Below are 24794 nucleotides of genomic sequence, written 5' to 3'. Positions count from 1 at the left end.
CGCCTCCCCCGTCTAGGGGGAGGCGCTTCTCTGCGTTCCCGGGAACTGTCAGCACATACCGGCCAGTTGGGGGGCGATGCGGTCGGCGAGCTGGTCCAGGTCGAGGCCGGCCAGATGGTTGATGGTCATCTCACGGACATCGCTCAAGGTGCTGCCGAGGTTGTCGGCACGCAGGTGCGCTGGGGCGAGACCCCGGCGGAAGACATCGTGTTCGAGCGCGGAGGCGATCAGCTCGTGGGCGAGGTCGAGTGGGGTCCGCTCGCGTAGGGCGAAGGTGAGGTGAAAGCTCGGTTCATCGCCAGTGCAGATGGGGGCGTGGACCCATCCCCGCGGGACCACGAGGGTGTCACCGGGCTCCAGGTCGAAGGTGGCGAACGGTTTGGTGGTGTCCCACGCCTGCTGCATCTCCTCGGTCCACTCGGTGGGGGAGTCGAGGTAGTCGTCCATCGGGTGTCGCACGGTGGGTGCCCACAGCGGCCAGTGCTTCCGGCCGGACAGCTGGGCGACCAGGACGGTGGTCTGGTCCCAGTGGTGGGTGAGGCCGGTTTCACCCGTGGGAGTGATGATCGCGGAGACGTACAGGGTGTAGCCGGTCTCAGCCTGGACTTGGGCGCAGAACTTGGCCAGGTAGGGCACGGTCGTCTGGATCTCGCGGAGGTTGACGGTGTGGCCGTCATCGATGAGTCCGCGCAACTTCCCAGGCAGCATTGCGCCGTCCTTGGAGAAGCGACCGGGGTGGACCGCCCGGCCGTTCCTGACTGCGGCGGTGCGCGCGGGGACAGTCAGGCCGTGGTCGATGTAGGTGTTCATCAGGTCCAGGGTGATGGCCCGGTCGAGTGTGGCGCTCTGGCGGCGGTACAGGTGCGGTTCTGTGGGGCAGGCGCTGAGCAGGTCGCCGACGCGGGCGCCGAGGAGTTCGTTCAGAGACATGGTCGTCTCCCTTAGGGCAGTGGGCACTTGATGCCGGGATGGAACGGCAAGGATGGGCAGCAGATGACCGCGGAGCTCATGAACCGCCTGTCGTCGAGGTAGTGGGACCAAACGACGTCGGAACCGTGGAGCAGGGAGCGGTGCGCGCATTCCTGGTACCACTCCAGAGTCGCGTAAGCCCGCTTCCCGTCGGCCCGCTGCATGGGCGGATGTTCCTTATAGATGCTGGTCAGCCAGTCGACGGCAGGGGACGCGGCAGTCCAGGTGCGCTGTTCGAGATCCTCGGGGCGGCGCAGGAGGTAGTGCCCGGTCATCATTGGCGGAATGGTGCGCTGACTGAACGGAATGAACGTCTCTTGCGGGTGCGCGCTCATACCGCTGGGCACCCGGAGTTCTTGGATGTCGAAGGGCTCGGGACGGCGCAGGTACTCCAAGTCCATGAGCCTGCGCTGCCCTACCCAGGGGCCGTAGCCGTGCCAATGTCCGCCGAGTTCGGCGAACGCCTCGGGAGTCACAGGTATCCTCCAAGGACTGGGTGGCTGCTCCCAATTTCGGTGGGAGCAGCCACCCAGCTGTGCGTTACGGTGCGGTCACCCTGTTGGTCAGACGGTGAGGCCCCGGTCCTTGACCCACTTGGTGGCGAAGTTGTCCAGCTCCTCGCCGGTGAAGCAGAGCAACTGCCCGTCGCCCTCCGGCTTGGTGTCGCCGACGGCGAACGAGTCAGCGGTGCCGGCCAGCGGCGCGATGCTGACGCAGCTCTCGGTCTCGCTGCTGAGGTTGCCGCCGCACTGGGCGACCAACTCGCCGTCCAGCTGCAGGTCGTAGAGGTTCGTGGCCATGGTTTCCTCCATGCCGTTGGTGTCCCTCGGAGGCCGGACGGCCTTCGAGGGTGGTGCCGGGAAGTCGCGCAGGTAGCGCGCGACTGCCCGCCGCCGGGCGGCTGAGGCTGCCCGGAGGTCTTAGGCCGGTGGCCCGCCGCCCGGGGTTGTCGTCACGAGCGGCGGCCGCCGGGGGATCAGGTGCTGACGAGGTCGGACGGGTCGGTGTTCGCCCCGCAGAGCACCACGGCCACGCGTTCGCCGTCGCTGGGCTTGTAGGCGCCAGAGGTCAGCGCGGCGAGAGCGGTCGCGGCGCCGTGCTCGACGGCCAGGTGGCGGTGGTCCCACAGCAGGGAGCGGGCACTGCGGATCGCGTCGTCGGAGACGAGGGCGGAACGGGTCCGAACGCGCTGGGCCCAGTACAGCGCCGTCTCACTGGTTCGGCGAGCACCGAGCGAATCGGCGGCGATGGAGTCCACCTCGACGTCCACGACTTCGCCGGCCTCCATTGCCGCGTTGAGGGCGCGGCAGTTCTCCGGTTCGACGGCGACGACCCGAACGCCCAAGGCGTCGGCGGTCATGGCTGTGCCCGCGAACAGTCCCCCGCCGCCCACGGCGACGATGACGGTGTCGAGGCCGGGGACCTGGTCGTGGATCTCGGAGAGCAGGGTGCCGGCGCCGGCGGCGATGAAGGGGTTGTCGTAGGCGTGGGAGGCGAGGGCGCCGGTGGTGGTGGCGAACTCGGCGGCAGCGGTGGCGGCTTCGGCGTACTCGGCACCGACCTGGCGCACGTCGGCGCCGAACGCGCGGAGCTTGGCGACCTTGACCTTCGGGGCGGTCTCGGGGAGGAACACCGTGGCGCTGATGCCGTGGCGCTGGGCGGCCCAGGCGCAGGCCAGCCCGGCGTTGCCGCCGGAGGCGATGACCACTCCGGCGTCGGGCATCGTCCCGGCGGCCAGGTGGGCGGCGATGAAGTTCGCGGCGCCTCGGTCCTTGAAGGAGCCGGAGAACTGCATGAAGTCCAGGGCGAGGAAGACGCGGGCGGTGCCGAAGCTGTTGCGGTCGATCTCAAAGACGGGGACGGGCCGGGTGATGCCGTGGATGCGGTCCTTGGCGGCCTTCACGTCGTCGTAGGTCGGGAAGGTGTCGGTGCTGGTGGTCATGGGGTTTGTTCTCCGGGGGTGTCAGGACCAGGCGATGAGGTTGCCTCGGGTGGTCAGGCCGAGGAAGAACGCGAGGGCAACGCGGCGCCCGACCGCGGGGGCGATGGCGTGGTAGTTCGCCGGGGCGAACAGGAGGCCTTCCCCGGCAGCAGGCGTGAGTTCGAGGAGCTGGGCACCGTCGGTGACGGGGGACTGGTAGCCGTAGGAGTGACGGTGCTGTTCGTCCTCGGGCTGCCAGCGGCGCCGCCACAACTTGGTCTCACCTCCGGCCTCAGGGGCCAGAACCCAAGTGTTGAACGCGAGTTGGGCGACGAGCGGCTGGTCGAAGAGACCGGGGACCTCCCTCACGGCCTCGTCGTAGTGGATGAGCGCGCCGCTGTTGATCTCCCGCACGGTGCCTCCGAACAGCGGGCGCCCGTTCACGGTGGCGGGCTGGACGGCCTCACCCCAGGCACAGCCGAGCAGTTTCAGAGCGGCGGCGACGGGGTCGGGGCGCAATCCGGCACGGCTCCAGGCGGCGCGGGCCGCGTCGGCGGCCGGCCAGTACCGTTCGTGGTCGAGGCCGCCGTCGAGGGTGCGGTAGTCGTTCAAGGCGGGGCCGAACCTGATGATCGGGTCGGCGACCCGGGCGGGGTCGTAGGCCGCGATGGGCAGGCGGGTGAGTGCCTGCCTGATGGCCCGACGGGTGGCGCCCGCGAGGAAGCCGGGGACACGGACCGCTGCGGTGGTACCGGCCACCAGGTCGGCGAGGTGGCGTTCGGTGAACGCCGACGCCTCGGTGGCGACGAAGAGCGGATCCAGTAAGCGCTGGCTGGGCATACTCGTCCTCCAAGAGACCGTCATGACGGTCTATCAGTCCGGTACAGCGTAAGTTACGCTGTCACACATGGCGAAGCAATCCGTTACCTCTGATCAACTCAACGCGACCACCATCGCCCGCGCCGCCATCGAGATGATCGACGCGGGCGGCCCGGAAGCTCTCAACTTCCGTGCCCTGGCGACCGTGCTCGGCGTCTCCCACACCACGGTCCACCGACGGTGCGGGGAGTCCGTGACCGGGCTCCTCGACATGTGCATGGACTACCTGGCTGGGCAGCTCCCCGAACCGCAGCCCGAGGCCGCCTGGCCCGAACTGGCCGAGCAGTCGTTTACGGCGTTGTACGAGCTGCTGGCCGCCCATCCCGGCCTTGTCGCCCTGCGCGGCTCCCGTCCATGGATGGGCAGGCAGTTGCTCGCCCGCCTCACCGAACCCGTATTGGCGGCTGGAGAGCGCGCCGGGATGACGCCCACCAACTCCGTCACGGCCTACCGCAGGCTCTACCTGTTCACCCTAGGATGCGCTGCCTTCGTGAACCACAGCGATGCCGCAGCCACCCGGGAGGCGACCCGTCAAGGGCTCGCGGTGCTACCGCCTGACCGGTTCCCCTTCCTGGCCGGGCACCTGGATTCCGTCCTCGACGTGGTCACCGGCCACGACGTCTTCCACAGTGGACTACGTCAGCTGATCGACAGGGTCGCCTTGGACCTCAGCCCGCTGAGATAGGCGACCATGGCGGAGCTTGTGCCGCCCGCCGGCTCAGTCAGTCGGCGGGGGCACGAGCGGCGGATCCTGCTGCCGACGGGATCCGAACTCGGCCGGCCGGCACCGGAGGCCTTGACCCTGGTGATCCAACTCGGCCTGCAATTCCCGGCGGCCACTCCGTATGAAGCCCTCGCTGTCGCCGCTCGCGGCCAGCAGCAGGGCGAACTCCGCGTCCAGGTCGTTCGACGCCCGCTCGGGGCGCTCCGGCTCCGTCACGACCAGTCCTTCCCGCGTGGCCCCAGAGCCGCCTGCATGGACAGCCGGCGAACGTGCCGGACCAGCACGGCGTGGTGGTCTGCGCAGGCCGGGATACTCGCCATCTCCCTGCCCTCCCGGGCGTAGTGGAGCCCCGGGGCAACCATGCTCCAGACCCCGCCGCAGGGCACGCACCTGCCCAACCGGTATCGGTGCCGGGCGGGCATCATGGTGGCCGCCGTTGGGCCCGGTTGGTGCAGCGCCGTCCGGATGCCGATCATCGCGGCCTCGCGGCCTCGCGGCCTTGACAGCCTGCACGAAGGGGCTGAGCCGTCCGATCACGACGGGGAGGCCGTCCTCCACGAACCCGTAGTCGCCACAGTCGGGGCAGGACCACCACGAGTCATCGGCAGCTCGCCGACCGAAGGGCCTGTCGCCGGTCCACTCGACCTGACCGCAGCACTCGGGCCGAGCGTCGGTCCGCCACGGGTTCCACGTCGAGCTTTCCACCATGGCGAACCCGCCAGCCACCACCGTGCCCAGTTCCAGGCTGGCCAGCGCCAACACTCCGACGGGGTTCACGCCGACCACCCGCCCAACGGCCGGCGGTGCGACCTCCCGCCGGTCGAGCGGCTGGATCATGTTGAGCGGCGTGTCCCACACGCCGCCGTTGTCACCGAGGTGCCGCAGCTCGATCGTCTTGCCGGACCAGCCCGGTCCGACGTGCACGCCCTCGCGGGGCTGGCCGTCTTCCATGTGCCCCAGGTCCTGGAGCACTTCGTGGAGCCGGGGGGTGAACGGAGGGCTCTGCTCTTCGGACATGGGGGGCTCCGATCCGTAGTGCGATGACTACCCGGGGTCGCCAACTGTCCACTACGCTCAAGAACTGTTCAACCTGTCTCCAGTGGTTTGTTTGATAGGACGAATGGCCTTGAACAAGAAGGAACTTGACCCAGAGGCATCCGCAGTCAGCGAGTTCGGCGCACTCCTTCGCATGTCACGGGAACAGCGAGGCTGGACCCAAGAGCAGCTGGCGGAGCTGGTTGGGTGTACATCCTCGTACATCTCGGCACTTGAACATGGCCGAAGGAAACCAAGTCAACAGATTGCAACTGCACTTGACCGAGCGTTTGGTTCTGGCGAGCAGTTCCTGAGGGAGTGGAGCGCATCCGGCCAGCGAGCATTGTTCGAGGGCTTCGACGAGTACGTTCGCAGCGAGGCGAGGGCGACAGCGCTGCGGTTGTTCGAGATCAACATCGTGCCGAGCCTTCTGCAAACTCCTGACTACGTCCGCGCCTACCAGGCCGCACCAGTACTGCGAGGTATCGCCACTCAGCAGCAGGCCGACAAGCGAACCGAGCTCCTGTTCCGGAGGCAGCAGGCCCTCATCCGCGATCCCGCTCCTTTCGTTCATGCCGTCATAGACGAGGGGGCACTGCGTCGACCGATTGGGGGTCATGAGGTCATGGCCGGGCAACTCCGGAACCTTGAGACCCTTGCGGCCCGCCCCCGCTTCCTGCTCCAGGTCGTCCCGTTCTCAGCGGCCGAGGCCCGACCATTCGCGCACCCAATTACGTTGCTGACCATGGCGAACAGGTCCATCGTTGGCTATAGCGAGACGGAGCGGCGGGGCTTTCTTGAACGGGATCCCAAGACCCTGGCGGACTGGACCAGTGAGTACGATCACCTGCAAGGCGAGGCATTGCCCCGGGCTGCGACCATCGAGTTCATTCGAGAACTGCGGAAGGGTTTTGATCATGGATGACCTGCACGGCGCCACATGGCGCAAGAGCTCCTACAGTGCTCAGGCAGGGCAGTGCGTCGAGGTCTCGGACAGCCTTCCTGGCGTCGTCCCTGTGCGTGACTCCAAGGACCCGGAGGGTCCCGCGCTGGCCTTCCCAACCGATGTCTTCGCGGCTTTCATCGCTGGGGTGAAGGCCGGCGAGTTCGGCGAGGTCTGATGGCATCAAGGAGGCCCCTGCCCGGCGCCGGGCAGGGGCCTCTGCGTTAACCCGTCATGTTGCGTGCTCCAGGACGTCGTACCCGTCCACGTGGTCAACGCCGTTCGGGTGAGCAGCGATCTTCCCCGCCCGGGCCTGCGCTCCTCGCGCAGGCCCGGCCCCAACCTGCGCTGCTCGTGTACCTCATGGCGATGGCCCGGTAGGCGTAGGCCGGCTACTTTTTGGATCGGCTCTTCTTTCGGTGGCGCCTCCTCGATTTCGAGGAGGCGCCACCTGTTTTCAGCATTCATTCCATAGTCTTGAAACGTTGTGCATGCTCCTCCTTGTAGGGGGGCTACGCACGCTCCATGTCCATGGTTCAGTTCAATTATCCCTGCAATCCTCAACTCTGATTCTGTCATCGAACTATGGGTGGTCGATGCCCATCTCGCCTCTTGTTGCGGCGCTTCCGCGGCATGTCGAGGAAGCGCCGCAACTTTGTGCCTTTGATTCTGAGATTGATTTCCACGGAGCAGGGGGTGGTGCTCAGTGCGCCGTCCAGCCGCCGTCGATGGGGAGGCTGGCGCCGGTGATGTAGGAGGCGGCGGGGGAGCAGAGCCAGAGGGCGAGTTGGGCGACCTCGGTCGGTTCGATGAGGCGCTTGACGGCGGTGCGGTCGAGCATGATCCGCTCGATGACCTCGTCCTCGGGGATGCCGTGGGCCAGGGCCTGGGCGGCGATCTGCTTCTCCACCAGGGGAGTTCGGACGTACCCGGGGTTGACGCAGTTGCTGGTGACCCCGTGCGGGGCGCCCTCCAGGGCGACGGTCTTGCTGAGGCCTTCCAGGGCGTGCTTGGCGGTGACGTATGCGGACTTGAAGGCGCTGGCGCGCAGGCCGTGGACGGAGGAGACGTTGACGACCCGGCCCCACCTCCGGTCGTACATGTGCGGGAGGGTGCGGCGCAGGATCCGGAACGGGGCCTCGACCATGACGCGTTGCATGAGGGTGAAGCGCTCGACCGGGAACTCGTGGACGGGCGCGAGGTGTTGGAGGCCGGCGTTGTTGACCACGATGTCGGCGTCGGCCGGCAGGGCGTCCACGGCCTCGGGGTCGGCGAGGTCGGCGACGACCGCGCGCCCGCCGATCCGGTCCGCGAGCTCCCGGGCCGGGCCGGCCGCGAGGTCGACGACGTAGACCCGGGCGCCGGCCTCGGCGAGGGCTTCGGCGCAGGCCCGGCCGATGCCCGAGGCGGCCCCGGTGACCAGGGCCGTGCGGCCGTCGAGCGGGCGGGCAGTAGAGGTGTCCATGGCCGAGAACGGTAGGAATCCGACGGCGCGGCTCCCATGTGGTGGACCGACACAGCACCCCGGTGGACTGTGTCGGCAACCGCTACGGGCCCCGGCCGACCGTTCGACCCCGGACAGCCAAACCCATCCTGACCTCGCTTCCCCACAATGGGCGCGCTTGCTTCACCCGTTCGGAGGATTGCTCGGTCAGATCCACCCATAGCGCCCGAATGCTCGCTACATTCACGCCGATTCCCGACAGGGGGCGCCGCCCCGGGCGAGCCGAACTGCTGGTGGCGCCCGGTGCGACGTCCGAGAGGTGTTGACTGACATGCCCCAACGGCCTGCAACCGACAGCCCGGCGTACGGACCGCTCGACCCGCTCGGCCAGCGCCGAGGCCCGGTCGGCCGGGCCCTTCCGGACGCCCCCGACGCCCTGACCGCCGACACGCTGACCACCGATACGCTGACCGCTGACCCGCTGACCGCCGACGCCCCGACCGCCGAGGAACTGCGACTGCCCGTGCAGGCCACACCCGCCAGGCACGAAGCCACCGCCGCGCCCGCGACCACCAGCGGCCACGGCAGCCACACCGGCCACTCCGGCCCGACGCCGCAGAACGGCCAACTCGCCGCCCTGATCGAGGAGGCCGGCTTCTCGCACGCCGGCCTGGCCCGCCGGGTCGACCAGCTCGGCCTGGAGCACGGCCTCGACCTGCGCTACGACAAGACCTCGGTCACCCGCTGGCTGCGCGGCCAGCAGCCCCGCGGCGCCACCCCGGCGCTGATCGCCGAGGTCTTCACCCGCCGCCTCGGCCGCCGCCTCACCGCCCAGGACCTCGGCCTGGACGCCTGCGCCCCGGTCTACGCGGGCCTGGAGTTCGCCGAGACCCCGCAGGAGGCGGTGGACATCGTGGCGAGCATGTGGCGCAAGGACAACGGCCCGCAGTCCGAACTGCGCCGGATCGCCTTCACCCCGGCGGGCCTGGTCGTCCCCAGCCGGGACTGGCTGATCGGCCGCACCGACGAGCGGGTCGCCCGGGACGGCTCCACGCTGACCCGCCCGGACACCGCCACCGGCCCACCCGGCACCGCCCCCGCGGCACCGGCGCAGAGCGTGCCCGGCGCACCCGCCGCGGGCCCGGCGCGCACCCAGCCGATCGGCGCCCCGGGCGCCCCCGGGGCGCGCAGCACGGCCGGCACCACCGGCACCGCCGCCACCATCGGCCGGGTGCCCACCCAGAGCCGCCGCCCGCCCGCCGCCGTCGAACCGCCGTACGCCGACCCGACCCGGGAGGCCCGCCCCATGCTGCGGGTCGGCCGCGGCGACATCGCCGCCATCCGCGCGGTCGGAGACCTCTTCCGCGCGCTCGACCACGCCTACGGCGGCGGCCACGCCCGCCAGGCGCTGGTCCGCTACCTGGAGAGCGAGGCCGAGCCGATGCTGCGCGGCCGCTACGGCGAGCAGATCGGCCGCGCCCTGTTCGGAGCCGTCGCCGACCTCACCAGGCTGGCCGGCTGGACGTCCTTCGACATCGCCGCGCACGGCCTCGCCCAGCGCTACTTCGTCCAGGCGCTGCGCCTCTCCCAGGCCGCCGGGGACCGCGCGCTGGGCGGCTACGTGCTGGTGACGATGAGCCAGCAGGCCGTCCACCTGGGCCACGGCCGGGAGGCCGTCCAGCTCGCCCGGGTCGCCCAGCAGGGGGTCGGCACCGCCGTCCCGCCGGTGGTCCAGTCGCTGATGCACGCCGCCGAGGCGCGTGGACACGGCCTGCTGGGCGACGTCCGCTCCTGCACCACGGCACTGGTACGGGCCGAGCGCTCGCTCGCGGCCTCCCGGACGGGCGACGAACTGCCCTCCTGGGCGCGGTACTTCGACGAGGCCCAGCTCTCCGACGAGTTCGCCCACTGCTACCGCGACCTCCAGCAGTGGCGCACCTCCGCCCAGCACGCCGAGAAGTCGCTGCGGCTGCGCTCGCCCGCCTATGCGCGCAGCCGGATCTTCTGCCGGCTGGTGCTGGCCACCGCCCGGCTCGGCATGGGGGACCTCGACGAGGCCTGCACCATGGCCACCGACGCGCTGCGGGCGGCGGGGGAGATGCGCTCGGCCCGCTCGCTGGAGTACGTCCGGGACTTCCACCGCCGCCTCACCCCCTACCGGGGCAGCCAGGTGGCCCGCGCCTTCGAGGAGACGGCCCGCCAGGCGGGCGTGATCTGACGGAACCGGCCGTGCGAGGGCCGGGAGCTCACCAGCTCTCGGCCCGGACCCTCGGTCGCTCGCCGTCGGCGGCCGCCGACGGCCGCACCCCGCCCCGCACCCGCTGCGCCACCAGCGGGAACACCAGCACCGACAGCATCCCGGCACCGACCAGCGCGGCCGCCGTCGAGGAGGGCAGGTGCCCGGCCTCCACCTCGATCGTGGTGATCACCACGACCAGCGGCAGCGCCGTGGACGCGTACAGCCCGAGCGCCGCACGGTCCCGCCCGCCGAGCCCGGCCGGCGCGAGCAGCCCGGCCGGCCCGCCGCGCACGGCGAGGAACAGCAGCAGGAACACCGGGACGAGCAGCAGCGTGCCCGGGTCGTCCAGCAGCGCGTTCAGGTCGAAGTTCATCCCGCTGACCACGAAGAAGATCGGCACCAGGAAGCCGAAGCCGATGCTCTCCAGCTTGGCCTCGATCACCTCCTCCTCGGCCCGCCGGATGTCGGAGAGCAGCAGCCGGGAGACGATCCCGGCGGTGAAGGCGCCGAGCAGCATGTCCAGGTCGAGCCAGAGCGCGGCCGCGACCATGACGGCCAGCACCAGGATCACCGCCCGGATCGCGAACTGCCCGGAGGTGCGCAGGGTGCGCTCGATCAGCCGGGTGGCCCAGGCCGGGCGCGGCCGGCGGGCGCCGAGGACGGCGACGGCGGTGATCACCGCGAAGGCGCCGAGGATGACCGCGGTCCGGGCGGGGGAGTTGCCGCTGAGCAGCACGGCGATCGCGATGATCGGCCCGAACTCCCCGACCGCGCCGGTGGCCATCACCAACGAGCCGAAGGGGGTGGGCAGTTCGCCGGAGTCGCGGAGGATCGGCAGGATCGTGCCGAGCGCGGTGGTGGTGAGCACCAGCCCGGCGAAGGCGCCGTCCCACGGGTCCCGGTTGACCAGGGCGCCGACGCCGAGGGCCAGTACGAGTGAGACCAGCCACGCGGTGCCCGCCCGTTTCAGCGGGCCACCGCGCAGCTTGGCGAAGTCGATCTCGTACCCGGCGAGGAACATCAGTATGGCCAGGCCGAATTGGGAGAGCGCGTTCACCAGGTCGTCGACGTGCGCCCAGTCCAGGACGTCCGGGCCGATCAGCACGCCGAGCACGATCTCGAACACCACGGTCGGTACGGCGATCCACCGCAGCAGCCGGTCGGCGAGCAGCGGCGCGGTGACGGCCGCGGCGGGGATCAGGATCAGCGCCACCGGCTGGGCGGAGGCGCTCACCGGGTGTCCGGCCGGGCGGCCGAACCCATGGGAATCATCCGATGAGCGGTCAGAACGGTCATGCGAGGCATCCTGGCACGCCGTCGGTCCGTCACCCCGGCAGACCGCTGGCGTGTCCCCCCGGCGGGACGGTCGGGCCGCCGCCTCGGCCTCCGCGCACCGTCGGGCCGCCGCCTCGGCCTCCGCGCACCGTCAGGCCGCCGCCTCGGCCTCCCGCGCACCGGCCGGCAGCCCGAGGTCGCCCAGCACCGCCCGCGCCGCCCGCCGCCCGGAGACCAGCGCGCCCTGGACGGTGCTGGTGTCCCGGTGGTCCCCGGCGACGTACAGCCCGGCCAGCAGCCGAACCGGGCGGCGGGGGTTGTGCGGCGGCGGCATCGCGGGCAGCGCGTCCGGGACGTGCCGCACGCTGAGGAACTGCCAGTCCGCCGTCGAGCTGCCGTACAGCTCGGCGAGCCGGGCGCGGACGGCCGGTTCCACCCCGGCCGGGCCGCCCGCGTCGAAGGAGCGCCGTCCGAGCACGGTGGTGGCGATCAGCGCCTGGCCGGCCGGGGCGTAGGACGGGTGGAGTTCGCTGAGCACCAGCGAGTGCGAGACCAGCGGCGGGTGCCCGTTCGGCCGGTCGGCGTCGAGCAGCAGCACGGCCTCGGCGAGCGGGGCGCGGTCGGCCGCGTGGAAGAAGGTGGTGACGGGGTGGAAGTCCGGCAGCCGCAGCCCGGGCAGCAGTTCGGCGGCGGAGCGGGCGTCGGTGGCGACCACCACGGCCTGGGCGCCGATCCGCCCGTGGGCGAGGGTCTCCACGCCGTCGGCGCCGATCGAGGTGACCTGCACCCCGGTCCGCACGGTGCCGACGGGCAGTGCGGCGGCCAGCTGGGCCGGCACGGCCGCGATCCCGTCGGCGGGCAGACAGAGCCGGCCGCGGGCGTACGAGCGGAGCACCAGGTCGGCGATCCGGCTGCTGGTGCCGAGGGCCGGGTCGCTGAGCAGGGCGCTGAGCAGCGGGCGCAGGAAGCCGTCGACGGTGCGCGGGGCGAGGCCGTGGCCGGCCAGCGCGCGGGCGGCGGTGGTCTCCGGGCGGGCCTGCAGCCGGGCGGCCGGGGTGGTGGCGATCCGGCCGAGCCAGCTGCCGAGGCGGGCCTTGTCCAGCGGGCTGCCGAGCGGGGCCCGGAGGGCGGCCTGCCGGGCGGCGGTGAGCTGCGGGTCCCCGGCGCGGTAGCGGCGGCCGGCGCTGTGCACGAGTACGCCGGGCGCGAGCGGGCGCAGGTCCAGGCGGTCGAGGTCGAGCGCCCGGCGCAGTTCGGGGTAGGCGGTGTTGAGCAGGTGGCTGCCGTCGTCGAGACGGAAGCCGTCCAGCTCGCGGGTGGCCATCCGGCCGCCGATCCGGTCGCCGGCCTCCAGGACCTGGACGGTGAGGCCGTGGCCGGTGAGTGCGCGGGCGGCGGCCAGGCCCGCGAGTCCGGCACCGACCACGACGACGTCCGGGTCGGACGGGCGACGGGCGCGGCGGGTGAAGTCGTACGTGGGCACTGGCGTGCTCCCTCCCTGGGGTTCCCGGGGCTCCGGCCGACGCAGGCAGCGGGGTGCCGGGCACGGTCCGAGGAAGGTGATGCCCCGTCAGTGTGAGCATCAGACAAGCGGAGCGGGCTCGATGCTGGGTTGGGACGGGGTCGTGCGGCACCGGGCGGGGGCGCGGTCACGGACAGTGCGCCGTGGCGGCCGGGTTGCCGGGTCGACGGGCGCGCACGGTCACCGGGGGCGTGCGACGCGCCCGCCGTGTGCTCCCGTGCGCCCCCTCCCGGAGCCCCGTCCGACCCCCGCCCGGCATATGCCCCTGGCCAGGGCGAATGCCGTAGCGGGCCTACGCAGAACGAGGGGTCACAGCGCCGCCCACCCGGCTCCGGCGAGCCCCCGTACCGCCGTCACAGCGCCCGAGCCCCCGTACCGCCGTCACAGCGCCCGAGCCCCCGCGCCGCCGTCACAGCGCCGCCCGCACCGCCGAGTCCAGGTCCGGGTGCGCGAACCGGAAGCCCGCGTCCAGCAGCCGCCGCGGCACCACCCGGTGGCTCCCGACCACCTCGACCGCCAGCTCCCCGAGCACGGCCTTGAGTACCGCCTCCGGCACCGGGAACGGCGTCGGCCGCCCCATCGCCCGCCCGAGCGCCGCGGTCAGCTCCGCGTTGGTGGCGGGCTCCGGCGCGGTGAGGTTGAAGGCGCCGGAGAGGTCCTCCCGGTCGATCAGGAACCGCAGCGCGGCCACCTCGTCGGCCAGCGAGATGTAGCTCCAGTACTGCCTCCCGCTGCCGAGCCGCCCGCCCAGGCCCAGCTTGAACAGCGGGAACAGCCGCCCGCCCGCGCCGCCCGCGGCGGACAGCACCATCCCGGTGCGCGGGTGGACGACCCGGATCCCGGCCCGCTCGGCGGGCCGCGCGGCCGCCTCCCACTCCAGGCACACCTCGGCCAGGAAGTCGTCCCCGGCGGGGGAGTCCTCGTCGATCACCCGGTCGCCGGTCTGCCCGTACCAGCCGACCGCGGAGGCGCTGACCAGCACCCGCGGCGGCTCCTTGAGCTCCGCCAGCGCCACCGCCAGCGTCTCGGTGCCGTACACCCGGCTCTCCCGGATCTGCCGCTTGTAGGAGTCCGTCCAGCGGCGGTCGCCGACGCCGGCGCCGGCCAGGTGCGCCACCGCGTCGACCCCGGCGAGCCCGTCCCGGTCGACCTCGCCGAGCAGCGGGTTCCAGCCGATCGCCGTGCTGCCGTCGGGCTGCGGTCCCGTCCTGGAGCGGTGCCGGACCAGCCGGACCACCTGGTGGCCGTCCGCCAGCAGGGAGCGGACGAGTGCCGAACCGATCAATCCCGTGGAGCCCGTGACAGCGATGCGCATGGGCCCATCCTCGCAGCCCTTATGGCCTGTCACCTTTCGCACGCGCCCCAGTAGCATCACGCGCCATGACCCGTGAAGACGACCTGATCATCCGCCCGGCCCGCCCCGAGGACGAGCGCGGGCTCGCCGAGCTCGACCGTGCCGCCTGGTCCACCCTGTCCGACGTCGCCCCGGAGCCGCCCGTCGGGAAGCGGGCCTTCGAGGAGGGCCGCACCCCCGACCAGTTCCTGCTCGCGGTCCTGGACGGCCGGATCGTCGGCTACGTCCGCCAGATCCCGGCGACCAGGCTGGCCGTCAACCGGCACGTCCGGCAGATCCAGGGCCTGGCCGTCGACGGCACGGTGCGCGGCCGGGGCATCGGCCGCCGGCTGGTCGAGGCCGCCTGTGAGCAGGCCCGGACCGCGGGCGCCCGCAAGCTGACCCTCCGGGTGCTCGGCTGGAACGCCCCGGCCCGCCGGCTGTACGAGAGCTGCGGCTTCACGGTCGAGGGCACCCTGGCCGAGGAGTTCCTGATCGACGGTTGCTACGTGGACGACGTGTGGATGGCCCGCCGACTGGTCGACTGAACGCGCTCAAAGAGCTGACGATACGTCAAAACAGGTGCTGCAGAGTCGTGACGTACGTGGCCTGTCTGGAGCAGCACCGCGCCGGGTACCGTACGCCCGTGAGCAACTCGACGCCTCCCGGGTGGTACCCGGTCGCCGGTGCGGACGGCACCCCCGGTCACGAGCGCTGGTGGGACGGCAACGCCTGGACGGCCGAGGTCCGACCGCTCCAGGGCGCCGCCGGACAGCTCGCCGACGCCCCGACCCAGGTCTGGCAGCCCCCCGCGGCGCAGCCTCCCGCAGCGCAGCCCCCCGCGGCGCAGCCCCCCGCCGCCCAGCCGCCGCAGCCCGGCTACGGCTACCCGGCGCAGGGCGGCCCGCCCGCCGCCGGCTACGGCTACCCGGTCCAGGACGCGGCGCAGACACCCGGCTACGGCTACCCCGGCCAGGCCCCGTACGGCGGCCAGCAGCAGTACCCGGGCCAGCCGCCCTACCCCGGCCAGGAGGCCTACCCGGGCGCGGGCTACGGCTACCCGCCGCCCACCGGCGGGAAGAACCGCACCGGCGTGATCGTCGGCATCTCGGTCGCGGTGCTGGCCGTCGGCGGGATCATCGCCGGGCTCGTGCTCAGCAGCGGTGGGGACACCAGGGCGGACCCGACCCCCAACCCCACGGTCACCGTCACCCAGAGCGACAGCCCGGAGCCGAGCCCCACCCCGACCCGGACCACGCCGACCGTCCCGGCCCCCAAGCCGGTCCCGTCCCTCAAGACCACCGTCCCGGACCCGCAGCACGCGATCACCGTCCCGGTCTTCGACGGCTGGGACGCCGCCTCCAACTCCGCGCACTCCACGGTTTACCTCGGCAGCGGCCGCTACACCTGCGCCGACGGCAACTCCTGCATCCGCGGCCAGTTCTCGATCGAGAAGGACACCGTCCAGGGCGACACCCCCAAGGCGGCCGCCGACGCGGCGATGCCGACCTACGCCGGGACGATCTTCACCGGGATCACCTCGCACACCGACTCCGGCTCCAGCTACGTCTCCGTCGCCGGTGTGCTCGGCTACGCCACCCGCTGGCACGTCCGCACCTCGGACGGCACCCAGGGCTACGTGCTGCTGGCCGCCGTCCCGGCCAAGGGCGGCGGCTACGTGGTCTTCGAAGGGGGCGTGGACGACGACCCGGCCGCGCCGGACGCCTCGGTGCTGGACCAGATCCTCAAGGGCATCAAGCAGGACAGCTCCTCCGGCACCAGCACCTGACGCCCGGGGCGCGAGGGCCAGGGCGTGTCCGACACGCCCTAGTCCCCGTACCGCTCCCAGAGCTTGGGGAAGCGCTTCGCCATCACGTCCGGGTCGTCGAAGTCCAGGAACGCCCCGGACGGCCGCCCCGTCTGCCGCCCGCCCACGTCGGGCAGTGGCAGGCCGGTCAACTGCTCGTACGCCTCGTCGGCGGCGAAGCCGAGGTCTTCGGCCTCGCCGTCCTCCTCCTCGTCGAACTCGGGCAGCAGGTCCGCCAGGTCGTCCGGTTCGACCAGCGCGCCCTCGAAGACCTCCCGGCCCTGGCCGATCAGCCAGCAGCGGAAGTAGTCGAAGGTGTCCTCGGAGGCGCCGTCCAGCAGCAGGTGGGCCGCGCCCCACAGGTCGTAGCGGTAGGCGCGCTGGAACCGGGCCTCGAACAGCCGGCCGAAGTCGATCACGTCGTCGGGGGTCAGCTGGACGAGGCGCTCCACCAGCCGCTCGGCCTGTTCATCGGGATCGCCGTCGGCGGCCTCCCAGGTGTCGTCGATGATCTGCCAGAAGTCCGTCTCGTCCATCACCGCTCAAGCATCCCTGTTCAGTCGTCTCCACGCATGCCATGACCCGGCGCGAACCGCATCCCGGAAGCGACCGGAGCCCCGCGCCGTCCGGGGACGACACGGGGCTCCGTACGACCGTGGTGCGGCCGCGCTGCCTTACAGACCGAGCTCGACCTCGAACTCGCCGGCCTCGAGGATCTCCTTGATCGCGACCAGGTAGCGGGCGGCGTCGGCGCCGTCCACCAGGCGGTGGTCGTAGGAGAGCGACAGGTAGGTCATGTCACGGATGCCGATGGCGGTGCCGCCGTCGGCCTCGATGACCACCGGGCGCTTGACGGTGGCGCCGATGCCCAGGATGGCGGCCTGGTTCGGCGGCACGATCACGGTGTCGAACAGCGCACCGCGCGAGCCGGTGTTGCTGATCGTGAAGGTGGCGCCGGACAGCTCGTCCGGGGTGATCTTGCTGTCGCGGACCTTGGCGGCCAGCTCGGCGGTCTTCTTCGAGATGCCGGCGATGTTGAGGTCGCCCGCACCCTTGATGACCGGGGTCATCAGACCCTTCTCGGAGTCCACCGCGATACCGATGTTCTCGGTGTCGAAGTAGGTGATGGTGCCCTCGGCGTCGTTGATCCGCGCGTTGACGACCGCGTGGACCTTCAGCGCCTGGGCGGCGGCCTTCACGAAGAACGGCATCGGGGAGAGCTTGACGCCCTCGCGGGCCAGGAAGCCCTCCTTGGCCTTGGCGCGCAGCGACATGATCTTGGTGACGTCCACCTCGACCACGCTGGTCAGCTGGGCCTGCTCGTGCAGGGCCTTCATCATGTTGTCGCCGATGACCTTGCGCATGCGGGTCATCTTGACCGTCTGGCCGCGCAGGGCGGACGGCGCGGCGGCGGCCTTCGGCGCAGCGGCGGCCGGGGCGGCGGCAGCGGCGACCGGGGCCGGGGCGGCCTTGGCGGCCTCCGCGGCGGCGATGACGTCCTGCTTGCGGATGCGGCCGCCGACGCCGGTGCCGGCGACGGAGGACAGCGCCACGCCGTGCTCGGCGGCGAGCTTGCGCACCAGCGGGGTGACGTAGGCGTCACCGGCGTCGGCCACCGGGGCGGCCGGAGCGGCGACGGGGGCCGGGGCGGCAACCGGGGCCGGAGCCGGAGCGGCAACCGGAGCGGGGGCGGCGACCGGAGCCGGAGCGGCAACGGGAGCCGGAGCAGCGGCAACCGGAGCCGGGGCAGCGACGGGGGCCGGGGCAGCAACCGGAGCCGGGGCAGCGACGGGAGCCGGAGCGGCAGCGGCGGCACCCGGGGCACCGATCAGCGCGAGCTGGGCGCCGACCTCGGCGGTCTCGTCCTCGCCGACCAGGATCTTGACGACGACGCCGGCGACCGGCGACGGGATCTCGGTGTCGACCTTGTCGGTGGAGACCTCGAGCAGCGGCTCGTCGATCTCGACCGTCTCACCCTCGGCCTTCAGCCAGCGGGTGACGGTGCCCTCGGTGACCGACTCGCCCAGGGCGGGCAGCAGCACCGGGGTGGCGTCGCCGGCCGGGGCGGCCGGAGCGGCAGCCGGGGCGGCCACCGGAGCCGGGGCAGCGGCGACCGGGGCCGGAGCGGCAACCGGGGCCGGAGCGGCGACGGGCGCGGCCTCGACCACGGGGGCCGGGGCGGCGACCGGGGCGCCGGTGCCGTCGTCGATGATCGCCAGCTCGGCGCCGACCTCGACGGTCTCGTCCTCGCCGACCTTGATCGAGGAGAGGATGCCGGAAGCCGGGGCCGGGATCTCGGTGTCGACCTTGTCGGTCGACACCTCGAGCAGCGGCTCGTCGACCTCGACACGCTCACCCTCGGCCTTCAGCCAACGGGTGACGGTGCCCTCGGAAACGCTCTCGCCCAGCGCGGGCAGTGTTACTGAGACCGCCATGGTTTCAGCGACTCCTATCAAGTCTTGCGTACGGGAAGTACGGGAAGTACCGGAAACGGGGGGTGGTGGGCGCGATCAGTCGTGCGCGTGCAGCGGCTTGCCGGCCAGCGCCAGGTGCGCCTCGCCCAGGGCCTCGGACTGGGTCGGGTGCGCGTGGATGAGCTGCGCGACCTCGGCCGGCAGGGCCTCCCAGTTGTAGATCAGCTGGGCTTCGCCGACCTGCTCGCCCATGCGGGCGCCGACCATGTGGACGCCGACCACGGCGCCGTCCTTGACCTGGACGAGCTTGATCTCGCCGGCGGTCTTCAGGATCTTGCTCTTGCCGTTGCCGGCCAGGTTGTACTTCAGGGTGACGACCTTCTCCTTGCCGTACAGCTCGACGGCCTTGGCCTCGGAGATGCCGACGGAGGCGACCTCCGGGTTGGAGTAGGTCACGCGCGGGACGCCGTCGTAGTCGATCGGCATCGGCTTGAGGCCGGCCAGGCGCTCGGCGACCAGGATGCCCTCGGCGAAGCCGACGTGGGCGAGCTGCAGGGTCGGGGCGAGGTCGCCGACGGCCGAGATGGTGGGCACGTTGGTGCGCATGTACTCGTCGACCAGGACGTAGCCGCGGTCCATCGCGACGCCGTTCTCCTCGTAGCCGAGGCCGGCCGAGACCGGGCCGCGGCCGATGGCGACGAGCAGCAGGTCGGCGTCGATCTGCTTGCCGTTCTCGGTGGAGACGCGGACACCGGACTCGGTGTACTCGACGCCCGAGAAGCGGGCCTTCAGCTCGAACTTGATGCCGCGCTTGCGGAAGGCGCGCTCCAGCAGCTTGGAGGAGTTCTCGTCCTCCAGCGGGACGAGGTGCGGCAGCGCCTCGACGATGGTGACCTCGACGCCGAAGGACTTCCAGACCGAGGCGAACTCGACGCCGATGACGCCGCCACCGAGGATGACGACCGACTTCGGGATCCGGTCGAGCTTGAGGGCGTGGTCCGAGGAGATCACGCGGTTGCCGTCGATCTCCAGGCCCGGGATCGAGCGCGGCACCGAACCGGTGGCGAGCACGATGTGACGGCCTTCGATGCGCTGGCCGTTCACGTCGACCGAGGTCTGCGAGGAGAGCTTGCCCGCGCCCTGGATGAAGGTCACCTTGCGCGAGGCGACCAGGCCCTGGAGGCCCTTGTACAGGCCGGCGATGACGTCGTCCTTGTACTTGTGGACGCCGTTGATGTCGATGCCCTGGAAGGTGGCCAGAACGCCGAACTCGGCGGCCTCCTTCGTCTCGTCCGCGATCTCGGCGGCGTGCAGCAGTGCCTTGGTCGGGATGCAGCCGCGGTGCAGGCAGGTGCCGCCCAGCTCGCCCTTCTCGACCAGGGCGACGCTCAGACCCAGCTGAGCGGCGCGGAGCGCCGCGGCGTAACCGCCGCTTCCGCCTCCGAGAATGACTACGTCGAAAACGGTGCTGGCGTCGTTCGCCACGTCACGTCCTCCATGCAATGGGGTGGGTCGCCGGGCCGGTCGCGGTCCGGTGGGTCGGAAGCCTTTGTGGGGCGCCCAGTCGTGCCGGAAATACATCTTCGCACTTGTTCGCGGTGGCTGATGTCCGGGTCCGCCCCAGGGGTGTCCCACGGAGTGGTCACCGGGGCGGGAACACCCCCGACGGAAGGGCATCATCGCAGCTCAAAGCCTTGTTGACAGCCGCCGGACGGGCGTCTTCCGCCCGCTTCGGCACCACCTCTTCCGCAGTGCGGAACAAAGTTTCGCCCGTGGCGAACAGAGGTGCGGTGGGGCATCCCGGCCTACTCGCAGGTAACCGCGCGGGAACGCCGACGGGGGCCCGGCGCACTCGCGCCGGGCCCCCGTCGGGTCCGGATCCGCTCGGATCAGGCCTTGCCGTTGGCCGCGGTCTGCTCCGCGAAACGGACCAGGGTGCGCACCGCGCTCGCGGTGCCGCCCTTCGGGGTGTAACCGAACGGGGCGCTCTCGTGGTACGCCGGGCCGGCGATGTCCAGGTGCGCCCAGTCGGTGCCCTCGGCCACGAACTCCTGGAGGAACAGGCCGGCCACCAGGCCGCCGCCCATCCGCTCGCCCATGTTGGACAGGTCGGCGATGGTCGAGTCGGTCATGCCCTTCCGCAGGTCGGCCGGCAGCGGCATCGGCCAGGACTGCTCGCCGACCTCGCCCGCGATGGCGTGCAGGTTGTCGCGCAGCTCGTCGTTGTTGGCCATCACGCCGAACATGCGGGTGCCCAGGGCCAGCACCATGGCGCCGGTCAGGGTCGCCACGTCGACGATGACGTCCGGGTTCTCCTCGCTGGCCTTGACGATCGCGTCGGCCAGCACCAGGCGGCCCTCGGCGTCGGTGTTCAGCACCTCGACGGTCTTGCCGCCGTACATGCGCAGCACGTCGCCCGGGCGGGTGGCGGAGCCGGACGGCATGTTCTCGGCCAGCGCGAGCCAGCCGGTGATGTTGACGGCCAGGCCCAGGCGCTTGGCGGCCACCACGGCGGCGAACACGGCGGCGGCACCGGCCATGTCGCACTTCATGGTCTCGTTGTGGCCGGCCGGCTTCAGCGAGATGCCGCCCGAGTCGTAGGTGATGCCCTTGCCGATGAAGGCCAGGGTCGCCTTCGCCTTCGGGTGGGTGTAGGCGAGCTTCACCAGCCGCGGCGGGTTGGTCGAGCCGTTGCCGACGCCCAGCAGGCCGCCGTAGCCGCCCTTGGTCAGCGCCTTCTCGTCCAGCACCTCGACCTTGAGGCCGTGCTCCTTGCCGGCCGCCTGGGCGATCGCGGCGAAGCTCTTCGGGGTCAGGTCGTTCGGTGCGGTGTTGACCAGGTCGCGGGCGCGGTTCATCTCCTCGCCGATCGCGGCGGCCCGCTCCACGGCGGCCTTGGCGTCCTTGCTGCCCTTGCGGGCGGCCAGCACGACCAGCTCGCCGACCGGCTCCTTGCCGTTGCCGTTGGCCTTGTAGGTGCCGAAGGCGTACGAGCCGAGCAGGCCGCCGAGCGCGACCGCCTCGACCTCCGCCGGGGACTCGGCCGGCAGGGCCAGCGCGACCTTCTTGACGCCGGCCAGGGTGCGGGCGGCGACACCGCCGGCGCGGCGCAGCGCCTCCAGGTCGTAGCCGCCCTCGGCCGCCTCGCCGAGGCCGACCGCGAGCACGAACGCGGCCTTCAGGCCGGCCGGGGAGGCGACCTTGACGCTCTCGCCCTCGGAGCCGGTCGCGCCCAGGGTGCCGAGGATCTCGGCCAGCTTGCCCTCGAACGCCTCGTTCACGGCCTCGGCGCCGGGGGCCAGCACAATGCCCTTGGGGCCCTTAGCGACACCGACCACCAGGGCGTCCGCGCGCAGCGAGGCGGCGGAGGAGGTGCTCACAGACAATGCAGTCACGTAAATGCGTCCTGTTCTTTCGCGGTCCACGGCCGGTCGCGGCGTGACTGCCGCACCGGCGCAGCCCGCCGTCGCCGGCCGTCCGCCGGCGGGCCCTGCGGTTCCGGGCCCCCTGGTGCGCGCGGTCGCCGGGGCGGCCGCGTGCACCAGAGGCCCCGGCTCCTCGGTGCTCGCCGGGCGGGCAGGACCTGCCACGGTGCAGGGCTGCGGTGCTCCACGCATGGTAGTCCGCATGGTGGGACCACGCGCCGCCCGGTGTCAGCCCAGCAACGCCAGGGCGAACAGGGCTCCGGTCGCGGCGGTCTCGGCCATCGCGCCGAGCACGTCCCCGGTGATTCCGCCGAATCGGCGGACGCACCGTACGAGCAGGAGCCGGGCCGAACCGGCGCCGAGCGCAACGGCCAGCGGGAGGCGCACGGCTGACCATCCGTCGAACAGTCCGGGCAGGGCCAGGGCGAACGCGGCGACCAGCGTCCCGGTGACGGCCGCGGCGGGCGCGACGGTGCTCGCCACCATCGCCCCCAGCCCGCCGGGGCGGGCGGCGGGCACCGACCGCAGGCAGCCCCAGGCCAGAGCGCACCGCGCGGCCACCGCCGAGGCGAGCACCGCGAGGGCGCCGCGCAGCACCGAATGCCCGAATTGTCCGGCCAGTACGGCGACCTGCGCCAGCAGCACCAGCACCAGGGTCAGTACGCCGAACGGGCCGATGTCGGACTGCTTCATGATCCGCAGCGCGTCCTCGGCCGGCTTGCCGCTGCCCAGCCCGTCGGCGACGTCCGCCAGGCCGTCCAGGTGCAGCCCCCTGGTCAGCGCGGCGAGCACCCCCACCGCCGTCACCGCGGCGAGCAGCCCGCCCGCCCGCCAGGCGACCAGCGCGCCCGCCCCGGCCGCGACGGCGCCCAGCACCACCCCGACCACCGGGGCCGCCGTCATCGCCCGGGTCGCCGCCGCCCGGTCCCAGCGCTCCACCCGCACCCGCAGCACCGACAGCGTCCCGAACGCGAACCGCAGTCCCTCGCCCCACGTCGCCCGCTCACCGCCGTCGGCCATCGCTCCCGCTCCTTCTTCTCTCCCCGGAACCACGCGGCCCGGACAAACAGAAATCCCCGCGCCCCATCGGGGGAGCGGGGAACTGCACAACGTGGGGCAGGCCGGCTGCTACAGCCTGCGCAGCAGGTCGGCCGCCGACGGCAGCTTCGGCTGCTCCTTCGGCGCCGACGGCACGAACGGCCGCGGCGCCTCGTCCGCGAGCGCGTCGCCCGCCGCCTGGAGCAGCGGCAGCGCGAGCACCGCGCCGACACCCTCGCCCACGGTGATCCCCTGGTCCTGCAACGGCGTCAGGGTCAGCCGGTCGTACGCCTTCGCCTGGGCGGGCTCGCCGCTGGACTGCCCGGCCCGCCACCACTCCGGCGACCGGAAGGCGATCCGCTGCGCGACCAGCGCGCAGGCCGAGGAGACCACGCCGTCCAGCACCACCGGCAGCCGGCGGACGGCGGCCTGCAGCAGGAAGCCGGTGATCGCGGCGAAGTCCGCCCCACCGGTGGCGCCGAGCAGCGCCAGCTGGTCGCCGAGCACCGGGCGGGCCCGTCGCAGCGAGTCCCGGATGGTGGCGCACTTGACCATCCACACCCGGTCGTCGATGCCCGAGCCGCGCCCGCAGACCGCGGCCGCGTCCGTCCCGCACAGCGCGCCGACCAGGACGGCGGCCACCGTGGTGGAGCCGACCCCGAGGTCGCCGAGCAGCACCAGGTCGGTGCCGGAGTCGGCCTCCTCGTCGGCCACGGCCATGCCGGCCCGGAAGGCCCGGACGGTCTCCTCCGGGGTGAGCGCGTCCTCGACGTCGATCCGGCCGGAGCCGCGCCGGATCCGGTGGGCGACCACCTCGTCCGGGAAGTCCGCGGGGTCGGCGTCCACCGCGACGTCGACGACCCGCAGTTCGGCGCCGTAGCGCGCGGCCAGCCGGGCCACCGGGGCGCTGCCGTCGAGCACCGCGCGCACCCGTGCCGCGGTGCCGCCGTCGGCGGGCAGCCGGGAGACGCCGAGCGCGGCCACGCCGTGGTCGGCGGCGAACAGCAGCACCTTGGGCGCCGAGACCGGCCGCACCGGGGAGCGCCCCTGCACGGACGACAGCCAGCTGCCCAGCTCCTCCAGCTTGCCCAGGCCGCCGCGCGGTCGGCCGGCTTCCTGCCAGCGTTCCTCGGCGGCCCGCCGGGCGCTGTCGTCGGGGCGCTCGACGAGCGAGGAGAACGTATCGAGATCCACGGTCGTGTCCATCGTCCGGAAGGCTACACGGCGCAGGTGTGCGGGCTCGGCTTGACCGTCAGAACCTGTCCCGCGACGACCAGAAGGACCCGCTCCGAGGCGTCCGCCACGGCCATGTTGAGCCGGCCCAGGGTGTCCCGGAAGCGCCGTCCGGCGGCGGTGGCCGGGACGACGCCCATGCCGACCTCGTTGCTCACCGCGACGACGGGCCGGGTGGTGGCGGCCCAGGCCGCGGCCAGGGCCTCGCAGCGGCGCTGCACCGCGGCCTCGCCGCCGTCCGCCCAGGTCGCGTCGGACCAGGCGTCGCACTCGTCCATCACGGCGGTCAGCCACAGCGCCAGGCAGTCGATCAGCACGGGCGCCGGGTCCCCGGCGTCGGCGAGCACGGCCTCCAGGTCGCAGGTCTCGGCGGTCCGCCAGCTCGCCGGCCGGCGGTCCCGGTGCAGGGCGACCCGCTGGGCCCACTCGGCGTCGCCGTCCCGGGTGCCGCCGGTGGCCACGTACAGGACGTCCGGGCGGTCGGCGAGCAGCTGCTCGGCGCGGGTGGACTTGCCGGAGCGCGCGCCGCCGAGCAGCAGCGTGCGGGAGAGCGGGGGGTGGGTCGCCATGCCGCCCATCCTGCCCGACAGGCA

22 protein-coding genes and 1 pseudogene are annotated in these 24794 nt (G+C 72.4%); 6 read left to right on the top strand and 17 right to left on the bottom strand.

What is annotated here, in order from left to right; translation table 11 throughout:
• Window positions 1-48: 48 nt before the first annotated feature.
• From ACFVXG_RS37710 to ACFVXG_RS37690, 5 genes are all read right to left on the bottom strand, one after another.
• Window positions 49-930: a JmjC domain-containing protein gene (locus ACFVXG_RS37710; protein WP_387934399.1), complete on the bottom strand. Its 882-nt coding sequence runs from the start codon at window positions 928-930 to the stop codon at window positions 49-51.
• Between the two features lie 11 nt (window positions 931-941).
• On the bottom strand, window positions 942-1445 hold the full coding sequence (locus tag ACFVXG_RS37705) for a hypothetical protein (protein ID WP_387934397.1): 504 nt from the start codon (window positions 1443-1445) through the stop codon (window positions 942-944).
• An 87-nt stretch (window positions 1446-1532) separates the two neighbouring features.
• On the bottom strand, window positions 1533-1769 hold the full coding sequence (locus ACFVXG_RS37700) for a DUF397 domain-containing protein (protein ID WP_387934395.1): 237 nt from the start codon (window positions 1767-1769) through the stop codon (window positions 1533-1535).
• Between the two features lie 176 nt (window positions 1770-1945).
• Window positions 1946-2911, bottom strand: coding sequence for a threonine/serine dehydratase (locus tag ACFVXG_RS37695; protein WP_387934393.1), 966 nt, complete (start codon window positions 2909-2911; stop codon window positions 1946-1948).
• Between the two features lie 21 nt (window positions 2912-2932).
• Window positions 2933-3730 carry a proline hydroxylase gene (locus ACFVXG_RS37690; RefSeq protein ID WP_387934392.1) on the bottom strand — a complete coding sequence of 266 codons (798 nt, stop codon included), beginning with the start codon at window positions 3728-3730 and terminating at the stop codon, window positions 2933-2935.
• A 67-nt stretch (window positions 3731-3797) separates the two neighbouring features.
• Here ACFVXG_RS37690 and ACFVXG_RS37685 point away from each other — a divergent pair, with 67 nt between their 5' ends.
• Window positions 3798-4454, top strand: coding sequence for a TetR/AcrR family transcriptional regulator (locus ACFVXG_RS37685; protein WP_387934390.1), 657 nt, complete (start codon window positions 3798-3800; stop codon window positions 4452-4454).
• A 33-nt stretch (window positions 4455-4487) separates the two neighbouring features.
• Here ACFVXG_RS37685 and ACFVXG_RS37680 read toward each other — a convergent pair whose 3' ends face one another.
• A complete protein-coding gene (locus tag ACFVXG_RS37680) occupies window positions 4488-5510 on the bottom strand; it encodes a hypothetical protein (RefSeq protein ID WP_387934388.1) in 1023 nt (340 codons plus the stop codon).
• A 103-nt stretch (window positions 5511-5613) separates the two neighbouring features.
• Between ACFVXG_RS37680 and ACFVXG_RS37675 the strand changes: the two genes are divergently transcribed.
• Both ACFVXG_RS37675 and ACFVXG_RS37670 read left to right on the top strand, forming a co-directional pair.
• The gene (locus ACFVXG_RS37675; RefSeq protein WP_387934386.1) at window positions 5614-6453 is read left to right on the top strand and encodes a Scr1 family TA system antitoxin-like transcriptional regulator; all 840 of its coding nucleotides are present in this window, start codon (window positions 5614-5616) and stop codon (window positions 6451-6453) included.
• Window positions 6446-6649 (top strand): DUF397 domain-containing protein, encoded by a 204-nt coding sequence (locus tag ACFVXG_RS37670; protein ID WP_387934384.1) that lies wholly within the window; start codon window positions 6446-6448, stop codon window positions 6647-6649. The genes ACFVXG_RS37675 and ACFVXG_RS37670 overlap by 8 nt, the downstream gene beginning before the upstream one ends.
• Window positions 6650-7174: 525 nt before the next feature.
• Here the strand turns inward: ACFVXG_RS37670 and ACFVXG_RS37665 are convergent.
• Window positions 7175-7936 (bottom strand): 3-hydroxybutyrate dehydrogenase, encoded by a 762-nt coding sequence (locus ACFVXG_RS37665; RefSeq protein ID WP_387934382.1) that lies wholly within the window; start codon window positions 7934-7936, stop codon window positions 7175-7177.
• Window positions 7937-8246: 310 nt separating this feature from the next.
• On the opposite strand from ACFVXG_RS37665, the gene ACFVXG_RS37660 reads away from it, so the two are divergent.
• Window positions 8247-10133, top strand: a complete 1887-nt coding sequence (locus ACFVXG_RS37660; protein ID WP_387934381.1) for a regulator — start codon at window positions 8247-8249, stop codon at window positions 10131-10133.
• Between the two features lie 28 nt (window positions 10134-10161).
• Here ACFVXG_RS37660 and ACFVXG_RS37655 read toward each other — a convergent pair whose 3' ends face one another.
• From ACFVXG_RS37655 to ACFVXG_RS37645, 3 genes are all read right to left on the bottom strand, one after another.
• Complete coding sequence (locus ACFVXG_RS37655; RefSeq protein WP_387934380.1) at window positions 10162-11388, bottom strand: cation:proton antiporter; 1227 nt, start codon at window positions 11386-11388, stop codon at window positions 10162-10164.
• Between the two features lie 192 nt (window positions 11389-11580).
• Window positions 11581-12912, bottom strand: a complete 1332-nt coding sequence (locus tag ACFVXG_RS37650) for an NAD(P)/FAD-dependent oxidoreductase (RefSeq protein WP_387934378.1) — start codon at window positions 12910-12912, stop codon at window positions 11581-11583.
• 448 nt (window positions 12913-13360) lie between these two features.
• Window positions 13361-14266, bottom strand: a complete 906-nt coding sequence (locus tag ACFVXG_RS37645) for a TIGR01777 family oxidoreductase (protein WP_387934376.1) — start codon at window positions 14264-14266, stop codon at window positions 13361-13363.
• Between the two features lie 65 nt (window positions 14267-14331).
• On the opposite strand from ACFVXG_RS37645, the gene ACFVXG_RS37640 reads away from it, so the two are divergent.
• Together ACFVXG_RS37640 and ACFVXG_RS37635 are read left to right on the top strand one after the other, a co-directional pair.
• Entirely contained in the window at window positions 14332-14832 is a 501-nt protein-coding gene (locus ACFVXG_RS37640; RefSeq protein ID WP_387934375.1) for a GNAT family N-acetyltransferase, read from the top strand.
• Window positions 14833-14930: 98 nt separating this feature from the next.
• A complete protein-coding gene (locus ACFVXG_RS37635) occupies window positions 14931-16073 on the top strand; it encodes a DUF2510 domain-containing protein (RefSeq protein WP_387934373.1) in 1143 nt (380 codons plus the stop codon).
• Window positions 16074-16111: 38 nt separating this feature from the next.
• Here ACFVXG_RS37635 and ACFVXG_RS37630 read toward each other — a convergent pair whose 3' ends face one another.
• From ACFVXG_RS37630 to cobU, 7 genes and pseudogenes are all read right to left on the bottom strand, one after another.
• Window positions 16112-16627, bottom strand: coding sequence for a DUF4240 domain-containing protein (locus ACFVXG_RS37630; protein ID WP_387934406.1), 516 nt, complete (start codon window positions 16625-16627; stop codon window positions 16112-16114).
• A 138-nt stretch (window positions 16628-16765) separates the two neighbouring features.
• Window positions 16766-18526 carry a 2-oxoglutarate dehydrogenase, E2 component, dihydrolipoamide succinyltransferase gene (sucB, locus tag ACFVXG_RS37625; protein ID WP_387934371.1) on the bottom strand — a complete coding sequence of 587 codons (1761 nt, stop codon included), beginning with the start codon at window positions 18524-18526 and terminating at the stop codon, window positions 16766-16768.
• Between the two features lie 75 nt (window positions 18527-18601).
• Window positions 18602-19990, bottom strand: coding sequence for a dihydrolipoyl dehydrogenase (gene lpdA, locus ACFVXG_RS37620; protein WP_350515875.1), 1389 nt, complete (start codon window positions 19988-19990; stop codon window positions 18602-18604).
• A 404-nt stretch (window positions 19991-20394) separates the two neighbouring features.
• On the bottom strand, window positions 20395-21900 hold the full coding sequence (locus tag ACFVXG_RS37615; protein ID WP_387934369.1) for a leucyl aminopeptidase: 1506 nt from the start codon (window positions 21898-21900) through the stop codon (window positions 20395-20397).
• A 258-nt stretch (window positions 21901-22158) separates the two neighbouring features.
• Window positions 22159-22950 carry an adenosylcobinamide-GDP ribazoletransferase gene (locus ACFVXG_RS37610; RefSeq protein WP_387934367.1) on the bottom strand — a complete coding sequence of 264 codons (792 nt, stop codon included), beginning with the start codon at window positions 22948-22950 and terminating at the stop codon, window positions 22159-22161.
• Between the two features lie 108 nt (window positions 22951-23058).
• Window positions 23059-24174 (bottom strand): nicotinate-nucleotide--dimethylbenzimidazole phosphoribosyltransferase, encoded by a 1116-nt coding sequence (locus tag ACFVXG_RS37605; protein WP_387934365.1) that lies wholly within the window; start codon window positions 24172-24174, stop codon window positions 23059-23061.
• Between the two features lie 11 nt (window positions 24175-24185).
• Window positions 24186-24746 (bottom strand): annotated as a pseudogene (gene cobU / locus ACFVXG_RS37600) (bifunctional adenosylcobinamide kinase/adenosylcobinamide-phosphate guanylyltransferase); the annotation flags it as partial.
• Window positions 24747-24794: the final 48 nt, after the last annotated feature.

It is taken from the genome of Kitasatospora sp. NPDC058162 (genome assembly GCF_042884005.1).
In the GTDB taxonomy this organism is placed as follows: Bacteria; Actinomycetota; Actinomycetes; order Streptomycetales; family Streptomycetaceae; genus Kitasatospora.
This window is presented reverse-complemented; position numbering and strand designations above follow the sequence as displayed.

Bases quoted from the DNA above. Each gene is read 5' to 3' on its own strand.
- ACFVXG_RS37645 (WP_387934376.1), bottom strand. From the start codon at position 14,266: ATGCGCATCGCTGTCACGGGCTCCACGGGATTGATCGGTTCGGCACTC.
- ACFVXG_RS37710 (WP_387934399.1), bottom strand. From the start codon at position 930: ATGTCTCTGAACGAACTCCTCGGCGCCCGCGTCGGCGACCTGCTCAGC.
- ACFVXG_RS37660 (WP_387934381.1), top strand. From the start codon at position 8,247: ATGCCCCAACGGCCTGCAACCGACAGCCCGGCGTACGGACCGCTCGAC.
- sucB (WP_387934371.1), bottom strand. From the start codon at position 18,526: ATGGCGGTCTCAGTAACACTGCCCGCGCTGGGCGAGAGCGTTTCCGAG.
- ACFVXG_RS37665 (WP_387934382.1), bottom strand. From the start codon at position 7,936: ATGGACACCTCTACTGCCCGCCCGCTCGACGGCCGCACGGCCCTGGTC.
- ACFVXG_RS37700 (WP_387934395.1), bottom strand. From the start codon at position 1,769: ATGGCCACGAACCTCTACGACCTGCAGCTGGACGGCGAGTTGGTCGCC.
- ACFVXG_RS37670 (WP_387934384.1), top strand. From the start codon at position 6,446: ATGGATGACCTGCACGGCGCCACATGGCGCAAGAGCTCCTACAGTGCT.
- ACFVXG_RS37690 (WP_387934392.1), bottom strand. From the start codon at position 3,730: ATGCCCAGCCAGCGCTTACTGGATCCGCTCTTCGTCGCCACCGAGGCG.
- ACFVXG_RS37685 (WP_387934390.1), top strand. From the start codon at position 3,798: ATGGCGAAGCAATCCGTTACCTCTGATCAACTCAACGCGACCACCATC.
- ACFVXG_RS37630 (WP_387934406.1), bottom strand. From the start codon at position 16,627: ATGGACGAGACGGACTTCTGGCAGATCATCGACGACACCTGGGAGGCC.
- ACFVXG_RS37675 (WP_387934386.1), top strand. From the start codon at position 5,614: ATGGCCTTGAACAAGAAGGAACTTGACCCAGAGGCATCCGCAGTCAGC.
- ACFVXG_RS37640 (WP_387934375.1), top strand. From the start codon at position 14,332: ATGACCCGTGAAGACGACCTGATCATCCGCCCGGCCCGCCCCGAGGAC.
- ACFVXG_RS37605 (WP_387934365.1), bottom strand. From the start codon at position 24,174: ATGGACACGACCGTGGATCTCGATACGTTCTCCTCGCTCGTCGAGCGC.
- ACFVXG_RS37695 (WP_387934393.1), bottom strand. From the start codon at position 2,911: ATGACCACCAGCACCGACACCTTCCCGACCTACGACGACGTGAAGGCC.
- ACFVXG_RS37680 (WP_387934388.1), bottom strand. From the start codon at position 5,510: ATGTCCGAAGAGCAGAGCCCTCCGTTCACCCCCCGGCTCCACGAAGTG.
- ACFVXG_RS37610 (WP_387934367.1), bottom strand. From the start codon at position 22,950: ATGGCCGACGGCGGTGAGCGGGCGACGTGGGGCGAGGGACTGCGGTTC.